The 19,167-nt window shown below is 39.8% G+C and carries 24 protein-coding genes; 9 read left to right on the top strand and 15 right to left on the bottom strand.

Going from position 1 to position 19,167, the window contains the following annotated elements:
* Window positions 1-18: 18 nt before the first annotated feature.
* The 8 genes from PARC_RS03140 to zapE all read right to left on the bottom strand — a co-directional run bounded on the left by PARC_RS03140 (window position 19) and on the right by zapE (window position 6,548).
* Window positions 19-456, bottom strand: a complete 438-nt coding sequence (locus PARC_RS03140; protein ID WP_007580339.1) for a ClpXP protease specificity-enhancing factor — start codon at window positions 454-456, stop codon at window positions 19-21.
* Window positions 456-1,082 carry a stringent starvation protein SspA gene (gene sspA, locus PARC_RS03135; protein ID WP_002957965.1) on the bottom strand — a complete coding sequence of 209 codons (627 nt, stop codon included), beginning with the start codon at window positions 1,080-1,082 and terminating at the stop codon, window positions 456-458. Before sspA ends, PARC_RS03140 begins: the two co-directional genes overlap by 1 nt.
* Before the next feature lie 80 nt (window positions 1,083-1,162).
* Window positions 1,163-1,912 (bottom strand): cytochrome c1, encoded by a 750-nt coding sequence (locus tag PARC_RS03130; protein ID WP_007580337.1) that lies wholly within the window; start codon window positions 1,910-1,912, stop codon window positions 1,163-1,165.
* On the bottom strand, window positions 1,909-3,174 hold the full coding sequence (locus PARC_RS03125; protein WP_007580335.1) for a cytochrome b: 1,266 nt from the start codon (window positions 3,172-3,174) through the stop codon (window positions 1,909-1,911). The genes PARC_RS03130 and PARC_RS03125 overlap by 4 nt, the downstream gene beginning before the upstream one ends.
* Window positions 3,174-3,764: a ubiquinol-cytochrome c reductase iron-sulfur subunit gene (petA, locus tag PARC_RS03120; RefSeq protein ID WP_007580333.1), complete on the bottom strand. Its 591-nt coding sequence runs from the start codon at window positions 3,762-3,764 to the stop codon at window positions 3,174-3,176. Before petA ends, PARC_RS03125 begins: the two co-directional genes overlap by 1 nt.
* A gap of 580 nt (window positions 3,765-4,344) precedes the next feature.
* Complete coding sequence (rpsI, locus tag PARC_RS03115; RefSeq protein ID WP_024590200.1) at window positions 4,345-4,737, bottom strand: 30S ribosomal protein S9; 393 nt, start codon at window positions 4,735-4,737, stop codon at window positions 4,345-4,347.
* Window positions 4,738-4,745: 8 nt separating this feature from the next.
* A complete protein-coding gene (gene rplM / locus PARC_RS03110; RefSeq protein ID WP_007378318.1) occupies window positions 4,746-5,174 on the bottom strand; it encodes a 50S ribosomal protein L13 in 429 nt (142 codons plus the stop codon).
* Window positions 5,175-5,459: 285 nt separating this feature from the next.
* Window positions 5,460-6,548, bottom strand: coding sequence for a cell division protein ZapE (zapE, locus tag PARC_RS03105; protein ID WP_010554277.1), 1,089 nt, complete (start codon window positions 6,546-6,548; stop codon window positions 5,460-5,462).
* A gap of 134 nt (window positions 6,549-6,682) precedes the next feature.
* Here zapE and PARC_RS03100 point away from each other — a divergent pair, with 134 nt between their 5' ends.
* From PARC_RS03100 to PARC_RS03090, 3 genes are all read left to right on the top strand, one after another.
* Window positions 6,683-7,126 carry a Z-ring associated ZapG family protein gene (locus PARC_RS03100; RefSeq protein WP_007580324.1) on the top strand — a complete coding sequence of 148 codons (444 nt, stop codon included), beginning with the start codon at window positions 6,683-6,685 and terminating at the stop codon, window positions 7,124-7,126.
* A 131-nt stretch (window positions 7,127-7,257) separates the two neighbouring features.
* Window positions 7,258-8,610, top strand: a complete 1,353-nt coding sequence (locus PARC_RS03095; protein WP_010554276.1) for a Do family serine endopeptidase — start codon at window positions 7,258-7,260, stop codon at window positions 8,608-8,610.
* A gap of 102 nt (window positions 8,611-8,712) precedes the next feature.
* Complete coding sequence (locus PARC_RS03090; RefSeq protein ID WP_007580320.1) at window positions 8,713-9,795, top strand: trypsin-like peptidase domain-containing protein; 1,083 nt, start codon at window positions 8,713-8,715, stop codon at window positions 9,793-9,795.
* A gap of 100 nt (window positions 9,796-9,895) precedes the next feature.
* On the opposite strand, the gene murA is transcribed toward PARC_RS03090, so the two are convergent.
* The 7 genes from murA to PARC_RS03055 are packed head-to-tail and all read right to left on the bottom strand — an operon-like array spanning window position 9,896 to window position 14,560.
* Entirely contained in the window at window positions 9,896-11,155 is a 1,260-nt protein-coding gene (murA, locus tag PARC_RS03085) for a UDP-N-acetylglucosamine 1-carboxyvinyltransferase (RefSeq protein WP_010554275.1), read from the bottom strand.
* A 13-nt stretch (window positions 11,156-11,168) separates the two neighbouring features.
* The gene (locus PARC_RS03080; RefSeq protein WP_002957953.1) at window positions 11,169-11,426 is read right to left on the bottom strand and encodes a BolA family protein; all 258 of its coding nucleotides are present in this window, start codon (window positions 11,424-11,426) and stop codon (window positions 11,169-11,171) included.
* A 5-nt stretch (window positions 11,427-11,431) separates the two neighbouring features.
* Entirely contained in the window at window positions 11,432-11,725 is a 294-nt protein-coding gene (locus PARC_RS03075) for an STAS domain-containing protein (protein WP_010554274.1), read from the bottom strand.
* Window positions 11,718-12,398, bottom strand: coding sequence for an MlaC/ttg2D family ABC transporter substrate-binding protein (locus PARC_RS03070; protein ID WP_007580315.1), 681 nt, complete (start codon window positions 12,396-12,398; stop codon window positions 11,718-11,720). Before PARC_RS03070 ends, PARC_RS03075 begins: the two co-directional genes overlap by 8 nt.
* A gap of 5 nt (window positions 12,399-12,403) precedes the next feature.
* On the bottom strand, window positions 12,404-12,952 hold the full coding sequence (mlaD, locus tag PARC_RS03065) for an outer membrane lipid asymmetry maintenance protein MlaD (RefSeq protein WP_002957950.1): 549 nt from the start codon (window positions 12,950-12,952) through the stop codon (window positions 12,404-12,406).
* A 13-nt stretch (window positions 12,953-12,965) separates the two neighbouring features.
* Entirely contained in the window at window positions 12,966-13,745 is a 780-nt protein-coding gene (gene mlaE / locus PARC_RS03060; RefSeq protein ID WP_002957949.1) for a lipid asymmetry maintenance ABC transporter permease subunit MlaE, read from the bottom strand.
* Window positions 13,745-14,560: an ATP-binding cassette domain-containing protein gene (locus PARC_RS03055; RefSeq protein ID WP_076915496.1), complete on the bottom strand. Its 816-nt coding sequence runs from the start codon at window positions 14,558-14,560 to the stop codon at window positions 13,745-13,747. Before PARC_RS03055 ends, mlaE begins: the two co-directional genes overlap by 1 nt.
* Window positions 14,561-14,815: 255 nt before the next feature.
* Here PARC_RS03055 and PARC_RS03050 point away from each other — a divergent pair, with 255 nt between their 5' ends.
* From PARC_RS03050 to lptB, 6 genes are read left to right on the top strand one after another with little or no spacing between them, the layout of a single operon-like run.
* Complete coding sequence (locus PARC_RS03050) at window positions 14,816-15,784, top strand: calcium/sodium antiporter (protein WP_010554272.1); 969 nt, start codon at window positions 14,816-14,818, stop codon at window positions 15,782-15,784.
* Window positions 15,785-15,787: 3 nt separating this feature from the next.
* Entirely contained in the window at window positions 15,788-16,759 is a 972-nt protein-coding gene (locus PARC_RS03045) for a KpsF/GutQ family sugar-phosphate isomerase (protein ID WP_007580312.1), read from the top strand.
* Window positions 16,760-17,311 carry a 3-deoxy-manno-octulosonate-8-phosphatase KdsC gene (gene kdsC / locus PARC_RS03040; protein ID WP_007580311.1) on the top strand — a complete coding sequence of 184 codons (552 nt, stop codon included), beginning with the start codon at window positions 16,760-16,762 and terminating at the stop codon, window positions 17,309-17,311.
* Window positions 17,308-17,862 (top strand): LPS export ABC transporter periplasmic protein LptC, encoded by a 555-nt coding sequence (gene lptC / locus PARC_RS03035; protein ID WP_007580308.1) that lies wholly within the window; start codon window positions 17,308-17,310, stop codon window positions 17,860-17,862. The genes kdsC and lptC overlap by 4 nt, the downstream gene beginning before the upstream one ends.
* Window positions 17,852-18,397 (top strand): lipopolysaccharide transport periplasmic protein LptA, encoded by a 546-nt coding sequence (lptA, locus tag PARC_RS03030; RefSeq protein WP_007580307.1) that lies wholly within the window; start codon window positions 17,852-17,854, stop codon window positions 18,395-18,397. The genes lptC and lptA overlap by 11 nt, the downstream gene beginning before the upstream one ends.
* Entirely contained in the window at window positions 18,394-19,119 is a 726-nt protein-coding gene (lptB, locus tag PARC_RS03025; RefSeq protein WP_007580304.1) for an LPS export ABC transporter ATP-binding protein, read from the top strand. The genes lptA and lptB overlap by 4 nt, the downstream gene beginning before the upstream one ends.
* Window positions 19,120-19,167: the final 48 nt, after the last annotated feature.

Raw genomic sequence — 19,167 nt, 5'->3', positions numbered from 1 at the left:
TTTTTTGGCATTTACTTATTATTTAATAACGCGTAAATGAGAGCCTTTTTTCTTCTCAGGCTTTTCTGGTGGTGTTTCATCAATAAACTCAGCTGATGAATCAACACTTTCAAGCTCTGGCACAAAATCGTCTTCGTCCTCTAAAAACTCATCTGCGGTAAAGACTGTTCCTTCGCCATTTTCACGCGCGTATATTGCAAGCACAGCACCTAGAGGTACATACACTTGCATTGGCTGACCACCAAAGCGCGCACTGAAGCTAAGTTGGGTTAAGTCTAACGAAAACTGTGTGACCGCTGATGGACTTATGTTTAAAACAATTTGTCCGTCTTGAACAAATTGTGTTGGCACTTGTACATTTGCAAATCCAGCGTCTACCACTAAATGCGGTGTACACTCGTTATCGACTATCCAATCAAAAAAAGCACGTAATAAATAAGGACGATTAGGCGTCATTATAAACGGATCTCACGCTCAGCTTCAGTTAAAGAGGCCTGGAATGACTCACGTTCAAATAAACGGATCATGTACTCTTTAAGCTCTTTAGAACCTGCACCATTAAGCTCAATACCAAACTCTGGTAAACGCCATAATAGTGGAGCTAAATAACAGTCTACTAAGCTAAACTCTTCACTCATAAAGTAAGGTGCTTCGCTAAAAATAGGTGCTACAGCAAGCAATGCTTCTGTTAGCTCTTTACGAGCTTGAGCAGCGTCTGACGTGTTGTTACTGATTTTGTCAGCTAGGCTGTACCAATCAGTATCAATACGATGCATCATTAAGCGGCTACGACCACGCATTACCGGGTAAACAGGCATTAGTGGAGGATGAGGAAAACGTTCATCAAGGTATTCCATGATGATGTTTGCCTGGTATAAACCAAGCTCACGGTCAATCAGTGTTGGCACTGTACCGTAAGGGTTAATTTCGTGAAGTGCTTCTGGCAAGTTATCTTTTTCAGCCAAATGAATATCTACACTTACACCTTTTTCCGCAAGTACAATACGTACTTGGTGGCTATACATACAGTTAGCACCAGAAAAAAGGGTCATTACAGGGCGCTTATTGGCAGCTACGGCCATGCCTATACCTCCATTAAATAACTAAAACAGCAAAAGGGGCTTAAGCCCCTATTGCAAAATTACCTTTAAAAATGTTCAACCTAATGAACATCTCTCCAGTATTCTTTCTTAAGCATAAATGCCAAGATAAACAGGATAATTAAAAATCCTATTACCTTAATACCTAGCGCTTCCGATTCAAGACGCGAAGGTTCACCCACGTACTCAAGGAAGTTTGTTAAATCACGAGCCGCTTGGTCGTATTCATCTATGCTTAATTCGCCCGTACCATCTGTTTCAGTAGCAATAACTTTAGTCACAGTGTGACCATGCTCTTGTACTTCTTTAGTGATAGGTGTTGGTAAACCTTGTAGTTCCTGAAGAACGTGAGGCATACCTACCGATGGGAAAACAATGTTGTTAACCCCAAACGGGCGAGATTCATCTTTATAAAACGATTTTAAGTACGTGTAAATATAATCTGGTGATTTTACACGAGCAATTAGAGTTAAATCCGGCGGAGCCGCACCAAACCATTTTGCTGCATCGTCTTTTGTAATCGCGTTAGTAATATGACTACCAACTTTAGAACCGTCAAAAATCAACTGCTCTAAACCAACCTCTGTTGGGATACCGATATCACGAAAAGTACGTTCATAACGTTGATACTGCATTTGGTGACAACCAAGACAGTAGTTCATGAACAACTTTGCACCGCGTTGTAAAGATGGTTGATCAGTAAGGTCGTTGTTCGCTTCCATTAAAGGAACCGATGGACCCGCTGCCATAACCATGTTCGGCAACAAGTTTACTGATAAAGCAAATAAACCAATAATAAGCTTCTTCATCATTTCGTTAACCTCTCTGGCAATGGCTTAGTTTTTTCGTTCTTACTGTATACAAACAACAGTACGAAGAACATAAAGTAAGTCACAGTACAGATTTGAGAAATAATCGTTTTCATATCAGTTTGTGGAGTTGCGCCCACCCAACCTAGAAGAACGAAAGTTACAACAAAACCTGCAATGTTCCATTTATGGAAACCACAACGGTAACGAACCGATTTAACTCTACCACGGTCTACCCAAGGTAGTAACGCAAGTACCACAATCGATGCACCCATCGCCGCAACACCGATTAACTTATCAGGGATTGCACGTAAGATTGCATAGAATGGCGTAAAGTACCAAACCGGGAAAATATGCTCAGGTGTTTTAAGTGGGTTAGCTGCCTCGAAGTTTGGACCTTCTAAAAAGAAGCCATTCATCGCTGGCATAAAGAACACAACCCAACAGAACAATATTAAGAAACCAACCACACCCACAATATCTTTAACTGTGTAGTAAGGGTGGAATGGTATCGCATCAACAATATCTTTCTTGTCAGTGTAATACTCATGAAATTTAAATTTAGGCTTATCTTCTTCAGCTACTGAGCCTTTCTTACGTTTAATCTCAATACCTTCAGGGTTATTTGAACCCACTTCATGTAGAGCAACAATGTGTAAGAAAACTAAGATTACGATAACCAATGGTAGTGCAATTACATGTAATGCAAAGAAGCGGTTAAGCGTTGCACCTGATATTACATAGTCACCACGGATCCAAAGTGTTAAGTCATCACCAATAACCGGAATAGCCCCGAATAAGGAGATGATTACCTGTGCACCCCAGAACGACATTTGCCCCCATGGTAATAAATACCCCATGAATGCTTCAGCCATTAGCGCTAAGAAAATAAACATACCAAATAACCACAGTAACTCACGTGGTTTTTGATAAGAACCGTAGATCATGCCACGGAACATATGCATATATACAACGATGAAAAACGCTGATGCACCGGTTGAGTGCAAGTAACGTAATAACCAGCCATATTCTACATCACGCATGATGTATTCTACTGAAGCGAATGCGCCTTCAGAAGACGGAACAAAGTTCATCGTTAACCAAATACCTGTTAGGATTTGGTTTACTAGTACCAACATGGCTAATGAGCCAAAAAAGTACCAGAAGTTAAAGTTTTTAGGTGCTGGATACTGTGCAATGTGCATGTTCCAAACACGTGTCATTGGGATACGGTCGTCTATCCAACCAATAATCTTACCAAACATTAGGCTGCCCCTTTTTCTTCGCCCACTAAAATAGTGGTCTCATCAAGAAAAGTATAAGGTGGTATCTCTAAGTTTAATGGAGCAGGTACCGATTGAAATACACGGCCAGCCATATCAAATTTAGAACCATGACATGGGCAATAGAAGCCATCATCGGTTCCTTCAACTTTCTCACTAAAGTTACCTTGGAAAAAGCCAGGTGAACACCCTAAATGCGTACAAATACCTACAGCCAGAAAGATTTCTGGACGTAATGAACGGTAATCATTTGTTGATGATTCTAATTGTTGTGGCTCTTGCGAATGCGGATCACGAAGTTGACCTTCATGTTCTTTCATTTGCTCAAGCATTTTTGGGGTCCGTGATACAACCCATACAGGTTTACCACGCCACTCGACACGTATTAATTGTCCCGGTTCAAGTTTGCTGATATCTACTTCTACAGGCGCACCCGCAGATTTAGCTCGCTCACTTGGATTCCAAGACGCAATAAAAGGAACAGCAGCCCCAGCCGCACCAACACCACCTACAACAGAGGTAGCTATGGTTAAAAAGCGACGTCGGCCATTGTCTACAGGCGCATTGCTCATCCACTTATCTCCACTATGATTCTCAACACTTGCTATATTGAGAACATCAGTTACAGCAGGTTAATTATTCGAATTTTTAAAATAGAAGCGATCATAATTAAAACCCTTGATTAAAACAAGGTTATTCAAAGCCCTATGCTCGAATAAAACTAACTTGATCAAAATTTGATTAAGTAAGCTCGAGAATAAAGCCGAACGACTATAATAACGCTTCTGTAAAAACAATATACTGACCAAGATCAACACCACTAAGAGGAAACAGTAAAAACTGTACATAGTGCGGTTAAACTCACTCATTTTACTTCAATGCCAATTGTAGCAAAAAATTCCACCAATTAACTGATGGATTTAAACTAATTACGATAATTATTTAACTTTTTTGCAGCTATCTGAGTGTTTTTTAACTTTCGTTTGATTAATACGCAGTTATTAATCAATTTGATCATCATTAATTGCTGCAATCACCCTGTATCACCGTCGATATAAATAACTTTATATTAAGTTGCAAATGTAAACATTTTGATTTGAAAACAAAAAACCCAGCATAAGCTGGGTTTTTGAATTCTTGATAACGTATAGATTAACGTTTTGAGAACTGTGGACGCTTACGCGCTTTCTTAAGACCCACTTTCTTACGTTCAACTTTACGTGCATCACGTGTAACAAAACCTGCTTTACGAAGTTGTGAACGTAATGATTCGTCAAACTCCATAAGTGCACGAGTGATACCATGACGGATAGCACCAGCTTGACCAGTTGTACCACCACCAGAAACGGTGATGTAAAGGTCAAATTTTTCAGTCATATCAACTAGCTCAAGAGCTTGATGAACAACCATGCGTGCTGTTTCGCGACCAAAATACTCTTCTAGAGAGCGTTTGTTGATTACGATGTTACCAGTGCCTGGGCGTAAGAATACGCGAGCACTTGAACTTTTACGACGACCTGTACCGTAGTATTGATTTGCCATGATGGTGCTCCTTAAATGTCTAGAACCTGAGGCTGTTGTGCAGCATGGTTGTGCTCAGTACCTGTGTAAACTTTAAGTTTACGGTACATAGCGCGGCCTAAAGGACCACGTGGCAACATGCCCTTAACAGCCTTCTCGATGATCATTTCAGGCTTTGCAGCTTGAAGTTTATCAAAAGTAGTAGACTTAAGACCACCTGGAAAACCAGAGTGTGAATAGTACACTTTGTTTTTGAATTTGTTACCAGTTACAGTAACTTTTTCAGCGTTGATAACGATGATATAATCACCAGTATCTACGTGCGGTGTATATTCAACTTTATGCTTACCGCGTAAGCGATGAGCGATTTCAGTAGCGATGCGACCTAAAGTTTTACCTTCAGCGTCAACTACGTACCAGTCACGTTTTACTGTTTCTGGTTTAGCAACAAACGTTTTCATTTATAAAAATCCAATGTTTTTCAATTAAAACCACAAGTAGTTAATATTAACTACTGCTCTAAGTTTGCTATAACCCCTTCGAGTTTTAGACTTTTGCGCCGCTCACAAGTGGCTAGACTATATGAGGGCATAGAACGCAACGTGGCAGACGCGGGAGTATACCAGCACTTAAAACACATTGCTACTCGCCGGTTGTTTTTTCCACAAGAAATTTTAGAAATAAGAAGTACTATATATGCACCTCTTATTTTTAATGGCTAACCTATTATACTTTTACCTACTTATTTAAACCAAATGCTCTCTAGCTAAATACTCTAGAGACTGCATTTCTTGCAAACGGCTTATACAGCGCTTAAATTCAAAGTTTAAATTACCTTGGGTATAAAGTTCGGTAATAGGTTTTTCAGCCGATATAATTAAAGTTACATGGCGCTCGTAAAATTCATCCACTAAAGCAATAAAGCGTCTAGCAGCATCATCATTAGTTTGCCCAAGCTGTTTTACGTTAGAAATAATCACCGTGTTATATAAGCGGCTAATCTCCATGTAATCAACCTGACTACGCGCTGTTTCGCACAATTCACTAAACTCAAACATCACCACGCATTTGGCTACTTTTCGCGTTTTGATTAAACGACCTTCTATCTCTATCGGCTCATCTAATTGTCCAGGCTCTGACGATAGCTTATCGAAGTATTCAAATAGGTTTTTATCCGCTTCTTTATCTAACGGACTATGAAAAATTTCGGCTTGCTCTAAGGTACGCAACCGATAATCAATACCTGAGTCTACATTAACTATTTCTGTATTGAGCTTAACCAGTTCTATAGCAGGGACAAAGCGGGCACGCTGCAAGCCATTTCTGTAAAGCTCATCAGGCACTATATTAGATGTAGCAACAAGTACTATACCCCGTGCAAATAGCGCTTCCATTAAGCCACCTAGCAACATAGCATCGGTAATGTCTTGAACAAAAAACTCATCAAAACAAATTATGTCTGTTTCTGCTTTGAAAGTGTCGGCTATTTTTTCTAATGGATTAGCCGTATTGTTTAGTTTTTTAAGCTCATTATGCACTCGGTGCATAAATCGATGAAAGTGCACGCGCATTTTACGTGTGCCCGGTAGTGATTCGTAAAAAGTGTCAACTAAATAAGTTTTACCACGCCCTACTCCACCCCAAAAGTACAAACCTTTTATAGGCGCAGGTTCATCTTTACTAAATAACTTAGCAAAAAAACCTTTTTGTTTTGGCTTTGCCTGAGTTAGGTCATCGTATAGACGTTGTAAATGGCGCACAGCATTTTCTTGTGCTGCGTCGTGTACAAAGTCATCTCGCTTTAAGTCTTGTTGGTATGTTTGCCAAGGAGTCATATCTATTTACAGTTAAAACACAGTTTAATTTGCAAAGCATATTAACACGCATCATAACTCGGGGTATATTACACTTAGTATGATTTATAATTGAATCGGCATTCGTTAGTTATTTTCCCAAAGGGGTAGTTTTTATGGGCACAGTTATGTGGGTAGGTTTAATTGTTATTGCTGCTGTTGTAGCATTTTTTATTGGCGCATTTGTTACTAAAAAACAATTCAAACAAGATGAATTAAAAGAGCAGGCAGAGCAAGCTGAAAATGCGTTAGAGCAGTATCGTCAAGATGTAGCTGATCATTTAGCGAATACTGGCAAGCTCGTAAATAAAATGAAAGAAAACTATGATCAACTGCTTAGTCACGTTGAAGAAACAAACCAACTTCTTCTAGAAGATAGAAATAAAGCACCAGCAGAACCTTATTTTTCTAAAGAAACAACAGAACAACTACAAGCGTCTTTAAAAGAGCGTCGTTCAGATCGTTCTTCAGCCGCAGCACAACCAGCTGATTATGTATCGGGTGAATCTGGTTTATTTGCTGGTCAAAATAAAGTTTCAGAACATTCTAAAGTATCTTGATGAACTTTTTTTAGACCCCATAGTCTTTAGATATAACAGCTTTGTTGTTTTATCTTAATAAATCGAAAAGGGCTGCTTTTAAAGTAGCCCTTTTTGTTTTTGCTTTATCTTAAGTGGAGTTACCCCTGACTATGAAAATGAAATTATCACTTATCAGCGCAGCTATTCTATCTACAAGCTTATTAATGAGCCCTGTAGCGTCTTATGCAAAAATGCCAATTGCAGTAAATGGTCAACAACTACCCACTCTTGCCCCCATGCTAGAGAAAATATCTCCTGGTGTTGTAAGTATCCAAGTTTCAGGCTCTAAAGAAGTACGCCGCCGTGCAGATCCTCTCGAATATTTTTTTGGACAGCAACAGCCTCGCAGTCAAAAACGCCAATTTAGTGGATTAGGTTCTGGGGTCATTATTGATGCTGATGAGGGCTATGTAGTGACTAATAACCACGTAATCCAGGACGCCGAAAAAATGGTAGTTACTCTCGAAGATGGCCGTGAATTTGAAGCTACTAAAATTGGTACTGACACAGAATCAGACATCGCTCTTTTACAAATAGACGCTGATGACTTAACCGAAATCAAACTCGCTAACTCAGATAATTTACGAGTGGGCGACTTTGCGGTTGCGATTGGTAACCCGTTTGGCCTTAGCCATACAGTTACCTCTGGTATTGTTAGTGCCCTTGGTCGAAGTGGTTTAAACATTGAGGGCTACGAAGATTTCATTCAAACCGACGCAGCTATTAACCAAGGTAATTCTGGCGGTGCCTTAGTTAACCTTAATGGTGAGTTGATTGGTATTAATACCGCTATTTTAGGTGCTTCTGGCGGCAACGTGGGCATTGGTTTTGCGATTCCATCTAATATGATGAAAAATCTAGTCGATCAAATTATTGAACATGGTGAAGTGCGTCGAGGCTCGTTAGGCATTTCTGGTCGTCCACTTGATGCTGGACTTGCAAAAGCACAGCAACTTGATGTCAAACAAGGTGCTTATGTAATGCAAGTAATGGACGACACTGCCGCAAGTAAGGCTGGAATTGAAGCTGGTGACGTTATTGTTAGCATAAACGGTGGCGACATTAGTGGCTTTCATGAACTACGCAGCAAAATTGCTACGCTAGGTGAAGGCCGTGAGATAAAACTAGGCATTTACCGCGATGGTAAAATTAAAACAGTGAAAGTAACCCTTGATGGTGCATCAGGTGTTACAGCGACCGGTGAAGAGCTGCATCCTGCATTCCAAGGCGCGACACTTGAAAATGTACAAAAGAATAGTAATAAAGGTGTTGAGGTTACTTCTGTAGACCCTCGCTCACCGTCTGCCCGTGTTGGCCTTGAAGAAGGTGATATTATTATGCAAGTGAATCGTCAACGAGTTGAAACGATTCGCGACATGAATAAAATCATCGACAGTACAAAAGGTAATATAGTACTTGGCGTGCAACGTGGTCGTGAGTCTATATTTATTTTAATTCAGTAATAAATAGCACTATTAATGTAATAAAAATAACAGTGGCACTTGCCGCTGTTATTTTTTTTATGTCATCATAAAGAGATTGCTCACTTACATAATAAGAAAATCGTGCTGAAACTAATAAAATTTATTCTTCCCCCTTTATTTGCAGGCCTAAGTATTGCTTTTTTAGTGGTTTTTTTCAGCCCTAATATGCGAGCGGCTTTACTTCCAAATGTTCCCCTACCAAGCGCAATGAGTTCGAGTCACCTGAGTTTTTCTGATGCAGTTAAACGAGCAGCTCCTTCTGTGGTTACTATTTTTTCAGAAAGTATTTCCAAAGAACCTCGTTATAAAAGAAAAAACACGGTACAAGAGCTAGGCTCTGGCGTCATCATGTCGCAAGACGGTTACATTCTTACCAACTACCATGTTGTTAATAATGCAGATCAAATTATGGTTATTCTAACCGATGGCAGACGCTTTTTTGATGTACAGCTAATTGGTTTTGATACTATTACTGATTTAGCCTTACTTAAAATAAATGCAGATCACCTTCCGGTAATTCCTGTAAATGATAGCTATGTATCCAGTGTAGGCGATGTTGTACTTGCCATAGGTAACCCGCTTAATTTAGGCCAAACAATCACGCAAGGCATTATTAGCGCAACGGGTAAGCAAAAAATTACAGACAGTCCGTACAATAACTTATTGCAAATGGATGCGGCTATTAATGTGGGCAACTCTGGCGGCGCATTAGTTAACTCCAATGGTGATTTAGTCGGTATTACTTCTGCGCAGTTTAAAACGCGTGAGAACTTGAATATTCAAGGAATATTCTTTGCGGTTCCTTACTCACTTGCTAAAAAAGTAATGGGTAAGCTCATTCGTCATGGTCGCGTTGTGCGCGGCTATTTAGGCTTTGAGGGCACAGCAGTAGATAGTACCGGCAAGGAAGTAAACGACAGCCTAACCCCAGTTACTGGCATGCGTATTACTAATTTAGACCCTTTGGGACCAGCATGGCAAGCGGGTATTGAAGAGCAAGATATTGTTATTAAAATTGCAGGGCTTTCGGTAGCAAATCCACAAAAAGTGCTGGAAGAAATAGGTAATACAGAACCAGGTAAAGAAATAGAATTTGAGCTTTACCGGAATGGTAAAATAGAAAAAATCATGGTGGTGGTAGCTGAGCTTGAAACAAAGCTTTAATAAAGAATAATACCAACTTTCATAAATCGTCAATAAAAAGGTCGGATAGCAATTTGCGTATCCGACCTTTTTAAAATAGCTTAGCTAGTTAAATATCTACTTAACTACTTCGACGTTTAATATTTGCACCCAACGCACTTAGCTTATCTTCAATGCGCTGATAGCCTCTATCAACGTGATAAATACGGTCAACAACCGTTTCACCCTGTGCCACTATACCCGTTAAGATTAAGCTAGCTGAAGCGCGTAGGTCGGTTGCCATCACTTGCGCGCCCGTTAGGCTCTCAGTCTCACCACAAATTGCGGTATGCCCTTCTAAACGAATATTAGCACCCATACGCTGTAACTCAGGTACATGCATAAAACGGTTTTCAAAAATCGTTTCCGTAATCGTTGCACTACCATTTGCTACTACATTTAATGCTGTAAACTGAGCTTGCATATCCGTAGGAAAACCTGGGTGTGGAGCTGTTTTAATATTCACGGCTCTCAGTTCTCGGCCACGCATATCAAGATAAATACTGTCGTTATGTACTTCTAAGTGTGCATTTGTTGCGCGTAGCTTTTCAATCACAGGCTCAAGAGAATGAAAGTCAGTGTTTTTACAAAGTACTTCACCTCCTGCCATTGCTGCAGCGACTAAAAATGTACCTGTTTCTATTCTGTCTGGTAAAATGCTGTGCTCACAGCCTGCTAAACGCTCAACGCCTTCAACTTCAATGCGGCTAGTGCCTGCACCCGTAATTTTAGCGCCCATAGCAATTAAGCAGTTAGCTAAATCAATTATTTCGGGCTCGCGTGCAGCATTATCAAGTATGGTTTTACCATCAGCGAGGGCTGCTGCCATCAATAGATTTTCGGTAGCGCCTACGCTTACCATTTCCATAAAGATTTCAGCGCCTTTTAAGCGACCGTTTACCTTGGCATTAATATAACCATTTTCAACGTTTATTTGTGCGCCCATGCGCTCCAAACCTTGAATATGTATATCAACAGGGCGAGCACCAATAGCACACCCACCAGGTAAAGACACTTGAGCTTCACCAAAACGTGCAACTAAAGGGCCTAATGCAAGTACAGAGGCACGCATTTGCTTAACTAAGTCGTATGGCGCTAATGTTTTATTGACCGTTGCGCCGTCAATCACTAGCGTATCGCCGTGCCAATTAACTTCAGCGCCTAGAGTTTTTAATAAGGCTTCTGTGGTCACTATATCGCGAAGACGCGGTACATTAGTAAATGTACTTTTTCCATCAGCTAATAATGAAGCAAACAAAATAGGAAGTGCGGCATTTTTAGCGCCAGAAATAGTCACTTCACCAGCAAGTGAAGTACCACCTTGAATTACAAATTGATCCATTAAGAGGCCCTATTTATTGCGGTAAAATAAATTTTTGTTCACGCTTCCACTCTACAGGAGTAAATGCACGAATAGATACTGCGTGAATTGTGCCATCTGAAATTGTATTCATTAATGGGCCATAAACTAGCTGCTGCTTTTTAACTCGGCTTAAACCGTCAAAGCATTCACCTACTGCAACAACTTCATAATGACTACCATTGGCTTTTACATGTACTTCAGCTAATTGAAGTTCTTCGCGTAATAATGTTTCGACTTGGCTAGTTTCCATAACTCTCACTCAAATAGGGTTGTAACCTGACCCAATTGCATTAAATTTTGCAATTGCTCAGGTAGGTTTTGCAATTCAAGGCGAATGCCTTGCTGCTTTAATTCTGCAAAAGAGTGAATTAACCAAGCTAAGCCCGCTGTGTCAACCCTAGATACACCACTTAGGTCGAAATAGATGATTTTATGCTTGGTTAATAGCTTGTTGTTCAGAAGCTGTTCATCGCCAATTGAATTTCGAGTAAGCTCACCGTTTACTCGAAAATGTTGTCCATCAACTTGGCTTATTGCCAATTTAGTCATTCGAGTTACTGCCTCTAAACTGAACTGGTAGCTGACTCTTTTGCTCTAAAAGGTTACTTACATTATCAATACCTTGCTGACGCAAAATACCTTGTAGCTCACTTTGTTTTGCGTCTAGTAAACTAATACCTTCAGCAATCATATCGTACGCGCGCCATTCACCATCACGGTCTTCGCGTACTTTAAAATCGATTCTGATATCAGGTTTACCATCTTCAATAATTTTAGTTTTAACGACAACGACATCTTTGCCTTTAAATGCTTGTTCTGCACCAAACTCAACTTTCTGGTTTGTATATTGAGTGAATACACCTGCATAAGTAGCAACTAAATACTCTCTAAACACACCAATAAAGCGTTGAATTTCTTTAATTGCTTTGGCTTTTTCAGCTTCGTCGGTAATTGCACGTACTTTAGATACTTCACTACCTAGTACGCGAAGTGCTGCATATTTGTAGTCGATATAAGGCATTAATTCTTCTTCAACGATTACGCGAAGATGCTCTTGATTTTTAACAATTAATGGCTGATCTTTTTTAATACGTGCAAATGTATTATCGGCAACTTGGCGTACCATTTTATTTGGATCGATTAATTTCACATCTGCTGCACTTACGCTTTGAGTTAGCGTCATTGTGCCAATTGCTACAATAGCTAAAAACTTTTTCAACATAATAATTACTCACTACCTTGGTTGAATAAAAACTGCCCGATTAATTCTTCAAGTACAATGGCAGACTTAGTGTCAGTAATTGAATCGCCATCACCTAGTGCTTTGCTTTCCACACCAAATAAATCGTCAATTGCTTCATCTTGCTTGTTCTCAGTCACTGTTTCGCCTAAACAACGTTGCTTAGCCGAATCTGGAGAAATGACAGGGTGAATACCTAAGTACTGCTCACCTAAAATACCCGACGTTAAAATAGAGATTGAGCTTGTGTCTGAAAAGCGACATAAATACTGTGCATCAATGGTCATGTTTACCACTGGTAAAAACTCTTGTGGGTGTACATAAATTGATTCAACACGACCAATTACAACACCACCTACTTTTACCGGCGCACGCGCTTTTAATGAGCCAATATTTTCAAACTTGGCATTAAGCGTATATGTTTCGCCAGAGCCACTAATACCTGAATTGGCAACTTTAAGTGCGAGCATCGCAAAAGCTAAAATGCCAAGTGCTACAAAAAAACCAACTAAAATTTCTAATTTCCGTGAATTCATTATCTATACCCTATTAGCTGGTAAACATTACCGCTGTCAAAATAAAGTCAAAACCTAAAACTGCTAATGACGAATGAACAACCGTTTCGGTGGTTGCTTTGCTGATCCCTTCTGAGGTCGGCACACAGTCATATCCTTTATAAAGCGCAATCCAGGTCACCACTATGGCGAATACAAAACTCTTAATAATACCGTTTAGTATGTCTTGCTGAAACGACACTTGTGATTGCATGATTGACCAAAAACTACCTGTATCAACCCCCAGCCAATCTACACCCACTAAATGAGCGCCTATGATTGCTACGGCTGAAAATATCAATGCAAGCAATGGCATGCTTATAAAACCCGCCCAAAAGCGCGGTGCAATAATACGTTTTAGCGGATCGATTGCCATCATCTCAAGTGATGAAAGTTGCTCTGTTGCTTTCATTAAGCCAATTTCAGCAGTCAATGCGCTACCTGCGCGTCCTGCAAATAGTAATGCAGTAACAACCGGGCCCAGTTCTCGCAATAAACTCAGTGCCACTAACGGCCCTAAACTATCCTCAGCGCCATAACCAACTAATACGGTGTAACCTTGTAGAGCCAACACCATGCCGATAAACAAACCCGACACCATAATAATCAGCAACGATTGCGAACCGACCATATAAAGTTGGCGAACAAGTAACGGTGTGCCTTTTTTAAAATTAGGAACATGCGCAAGCGCACTAAATAGCATATAAGCCGAACGGCCAAGAGCCGCAAAACGTCCTAGCGTTTTATGCCCTAGCTTTTGAAATAAATCCAACATTATGCTTTTTCTCCAAGCAGTTCATCTGCATAAGCTTGAGCCGGAAAATGAAATGGTACTGGACCATCCGACAAGCCTTTTAAAAACTGTTGAACTAAAGGAGATTCATGATTGCGCATTTCATCAGGAGTACCACAACCAATTACACCTTGATCGGCGATAATTATAACGTGATCGGCAATACTCATTACCTCTGTCACATCGTGTGTAACAATTAAAGACGATAAACCCAATACTTCGTTAAGCGACTTAATTAGCTTAACCAATACGCCCATCGAAATAGGATCTTGTCCTGCAAATGGTTCATCGTACATGATTAGCTCTGGATCAAGTGCTATAGCGCGCGCAAGTGCAGCACGTCTTGCCATACCGCCCGATAACTCAGAGGGCATTAAATCTTTAGCGCCACGTAGCCCAACCGCTTGCAATTTCATTAATACAACTAATCGGATAAGGTCTTCACTTAGCTTTGTGTGCTCTCTTATAGGAAACGCAATATTGTCAAATACCGACATATCAGTAAACAGCGCACCACTTTGAAAAAGCATGCTCATTTTAGTACGTGCTTCGTATAACTCTTTACGAGACATTTTAGGAATGCTGCCACCTTCAAATAAAATATCACCTGAATCTGGTTTAAGCTGACCACCAATTAAACGCAACATAGTGGTTTTGCCAATTCCGCTTGGCCCCATGATCGCAGTAATTTTACCTTTAGGAACGCTAAAACTCATATTTTTATATATAGTTCTATTGCCTCTCGAAAAGCTAACATCCTTGACTTCTACTATTGATTGCGACAAGTCGCTCTCCATAAAAATGTTCACTAGTGCACCTATTTTAAAGCTTTTTTGTCAAAGATGGAAAAAACAATTCGTAAGATTTTGTAATACACCCATGAAAAGGATTATAAGACTCGCTCAAAACAGCTTAACCCCGGCTTAAATTTTTAAATTAGCTGTTTAAAAGCAGCATTGTTACGTAGTTGACCTTACTCTTTTATTTATACTTTCATCTTGGCTTTTGTTACTATTCGCGCCATCCGTATTTTGTATAACTGGCTTAACACAATGGTTACCTCGTTTGTTATTTTAATTCTTGGTTTTGCAGCTCTTGTTTGGAGTGCAGACAGGTTTGTTTATGGCGCTGCGGCTCTTGCTAAAAACTTTGGTGTACCTACACTTATTGTTGGTCTAACCGTGGTAGCTATGGGCTCTTCAGCACCCGAAATGATGGTTTCTGCCTCTGCCGCTCTGGCTAATAAAACCGACACAGCGGTTGGCAATGCTGTTGGCTCTAATATTACAAACATTTTACTTGTGTTAGGTATCACTGCTCTATTTCGCCCTCTTTCAGTTTCATCTAGTACGTTAAAACGTGAAATGCCATTAGTGATGCTCGTATCTTTAGTTACTTGGTATGTGTTCTCAGATAACTACTTTTCATTTAATGAAGGTGTTGCACTTTTGGTTGGCTTTATCGTATTCATCGGTGGGTTAATTATTGTATCTATGCGTGCGAAAAACCAAGATGATCCATTTGTCTCAGAAGCCTGCGACGACGTACCTAACGATGTACCTACGAAAAAAGCGGTATTTTGGTTAGTTGTCGGCATGATACTCCTACCTGTTAGCTCTCATTTTTTAATAGGTTCGGCTGTCGATATTGCTAAATACTTCGGCTTAAGCGACCTAGTCATTGGCTTAACAATTATTGCCATCGGTACTAGTTTGCCTGAACTTGCCGCTTCGGTTGCAGGTGTACTTAAAAATGAAGATGATTTAGCACTAGGTAATATTGTTGGCTCAAACATATTTAATATTCTAGCGGTATTACCACTTGCCGGTATTATTAACCCTTCTGCCATTGACCCATCATTAGTAAGCCGAGACGTATTAATTATGATTGGCGCAACACTTGCTCTTATTATTATGTCATTGAACTTTAGAGGCACCCAACGTATCAATAGAGTAGAAGGCGGCTTATTGCTAATAGCGTTTTTGGGTTACCAAGGGTATATTTTTAGTCAAGTAGGGTAAATGATGGCAACGCTAAATTTTATTGAACAAGGCCTTCGCGTTTTAGATGTTGAGCGCCAAGCACTTAGTGATATTGCACAATATGTAGATGAAAACTTTCATAACGCGTGCCAATTAATGTACGACTGCGAAGGCCGTATTATTGTCATTGGTATGGGTAAGTCAGGTCATATTGGCAATAAAATAGCGGCAACCCTTGCAAGTACTGGCAGTCCAGCATTTTTTGTTCACCCTGGTGAAGCAAGTCATGGTGATTTAGGTATGATCACTAAAAATGACGTGGTTATGCTTATTTCCAATTCAGGGGAGACCAGCGAAGTTTTAAATATCATTCCGGTTTTAAAACGACTTGGTGCCAAAATGATAGCGATGACTGGCAATACGCAATCAACCATGGCGACCCTTGCTAATGTACATGTGTGTATTAAAGTAGAAAAAGAAGCCTGTTCATTGGGTCTAGCTCCTACATCAAGTACCACTGCAACGCTTGCGATGGGCGATGCCATGGCAGTTGCATTATTAGAAGCTCGCGGGTTTACAGCTGATGACTTCGCGCTATCTCACCCAGGTGGTAGTTTAGGCAAGCGTTTATTACTTACTTTAAAAGATGTTATGCACAGCGGCGCAAATACACCTATTATTAGCGTTTCACAAACAGTTAAAGACGCCCTCATTGAAATGTCTGCTAAAGGTTTAGGTATGACAGCCATTGTTGATGAAAATCAGCAGCTCGTGGGATTATTTACCGATGGCGATTTGCGTCGTATTTTAGAGCAAAGAATTGATATTCATACAACACAAATAGATGTTGTTATGACTAAGTCATGTACTACGGCTACACAAGATATTTTAGCCGCTGAAGCGCTTAACATTATGGAACACAAACGTATAAATGGCTTAATCGTCGTCAATGAGAAAAACCAACCTATTGGCGCATTAAACATGCAAGACCTATTAAAAGCAGGAGTATTATAAATGCAATTTGAAGAACTCTATCAACCGCTGAGCGATGATGCAAAAGCACGCGCTAAAAAAGTAAAGCTACTTATATGCGATATTGATGGTGTATTTTCTGATGGCCGTATTTATCTTGGTAATCAAGGTGAAGAGCTAAAAGCATTTAATACAAAAGATGGTTTTGGCATTAAAGCGCTTATAAACAGTGGCTTTGAAGTGGCTGTAATTACTGGTCGTCATTCACAAATAGTGCAACAACGTATGAGCAGCTTAACCGTACAGCATATTTATCAAGGCCAAGAAAATAAGCTCATTGCCTATCAAGAATTAAAAGACAAACTCAACCTTAGCGATGAACAAATTGCTTATATCGGTGATGATGGTCCTGACATGCCCGTTATGGAATTAGTCGGCTTTGCTGTTGCAGTAAATGATGCCCATCCACTTATTAAACGTTTATCACACTATGTAACGCAAATGCCTGGCGGCTTTGGTGCAGTAAGAGAGCTCACCGACTTACTTATGCTTGAAAATGGTAAAGCATTGACTACACAAGGCACTAGTTCATGAATGCAGCGCGCATAATATTAAGCGTTTTATTCATTAGCTGTATGGTTTGGCTTTGGTACCCTTATTTTACACAAACAAATATTGTGCCTCAGACTGAGCCTGAAGTTATTGCCAAGCCTGATTACATAGCCATTGAACTCAAACAAACAGCCTATGACGAACAAGGTAAAATTAGCCACAAAGTCACTGCGGCTAAAATGGAGCTATATCAACAATTAGGTTTTACGTTTTTTGAAAAACCTATTTTTACTTTATATAACGAAAAGCAAACGTGGCAAATAAATGCAGACGAAGCAACATTATACGAAGACAAACAATTAATTTTAGAAGGCAATGTGGTTGCCAAAAACTTAACCGATAACGCCATGATAGACAAAATCAATGCTGATAATATTCAGGTAGATATAAAGCTATTAACAATGCGTTCGGAGCAACCCGTTATCATCACTGGACCCAATTTAAAAATCACTGGTAAAGGCCTAGAAGCCGACTTAAAAACCGAAGTGATAAAACTAATTAACCATACGCGAACCATATATTATGACCAATAAAATATTAAAATCACTTATTATTCCTACACTTATACTAGCGTTTAATAGTAGTGCTGCCGAGCAAAACACGCAACCGACTGCAAATCAAATTTCAATAAGCGCCGATAAGCAAGAAGGTCAATTAAAAGCTAATGTCGGGATTTTTGAGAAAAATGTTGAAATTATTCACGGTAATCGCCGTATCACAGCCGACCGCTTAGAAGTACATAAACGCGATGAACTTGGTGATAATAAACAATTATTAATTGCTACAGGTAGCCCTGCGCACTTTGAAGAAAAGCAATCAGATGGCACGACTATGAGCGCCAGTGCTGACGAAGTACGTTATGATGTATCTAAGCGTTTTTTAACGCTTGTTGGTAATGCACAAGTATCGCAAGCGGGACAAAAAATAAATGCTAAAAGCATTACCTACGATATAGAGCAGCAGCTAATCAGTGCCGAAAAAGATGAAAACTCAACTGACCGCGTTCACACAATTTTAGTGCCAATCGAGACTAAAAAAAGTAAAAAAAGCGACAAAGGTCAACCATGAGCACATTAAAAGCAGAGCTATTAGCAAAGAGCTATAAAGGCCGTGAAGTTGTAAAAAACGTCGGCCTTGAAGTCAAAGCTGGCAGTATTGTTGGCTTACTTGGCCCTAACGGCGCAGGTAAAACCACCACGTTTTATATGATAGTAGGACTTGTACCTAGCGACAAAGGTAAAATATCGATAGACGATAACGATATTACTCTTTTACCTATGCATAGTCGTGCTAGATTAGGCATTGGCTACTTACCGCAAGAGTCTTCAATATTCAGAAAGCTGACTGTTTATCAAAACTTAATGGCCATTTTAGAAACGCGCAAAGAGTTAAATAAACAAGCTAGAGAAGACACTCTCGATAAATTATTAGATGAATTTAGCATACAACACATTCGTGATAGCCAAGGTATGGCATTGTCGGGTGGCGAACGTCGTCGTGTGGAAATAGCACGTGCGCTGGCAGCAGATCCTAAATTTATATTACTAGATGAACCATTTGCAGGTGTTGACCCGATTTCGGTATTAGACATAAAGAAAATAATAGAACATCTCAAAAATCGTGGGATTGGTGTATTAATTACCGATCATAACGTAAGAGAAACCCTTGATGTTTGTGAAAAAGCCTACATTGTTTCTCATGGGGAGCTGATTGCATCAGGTACTCCAGAACACGTATTAAATGATAAAACAGTACGCGATGTTTACTTAGGCGAGCAATTTAGGCTGTAACATTTACGCCATGTCTTTAAGCATCTGCTAGTATTAATTATAACAACA

The sequence above is a fragment of the Pseudoalteromonas arctica A 37-1-2 genome (genome assembly GCF_000238395.3).
GTDB classification, from domain to species: Bacteria; Pseudomonadota; Gammaproteobacteria; order Enterobacterales; family Alteromonadaceae; genus Pseudoalteromonas; species Pseudoalteromonas arctica.
Note: the sequence above shows the minus strand (reverse complement) of the source record. Positions and strands in the feature narration are given on the sequence as shown.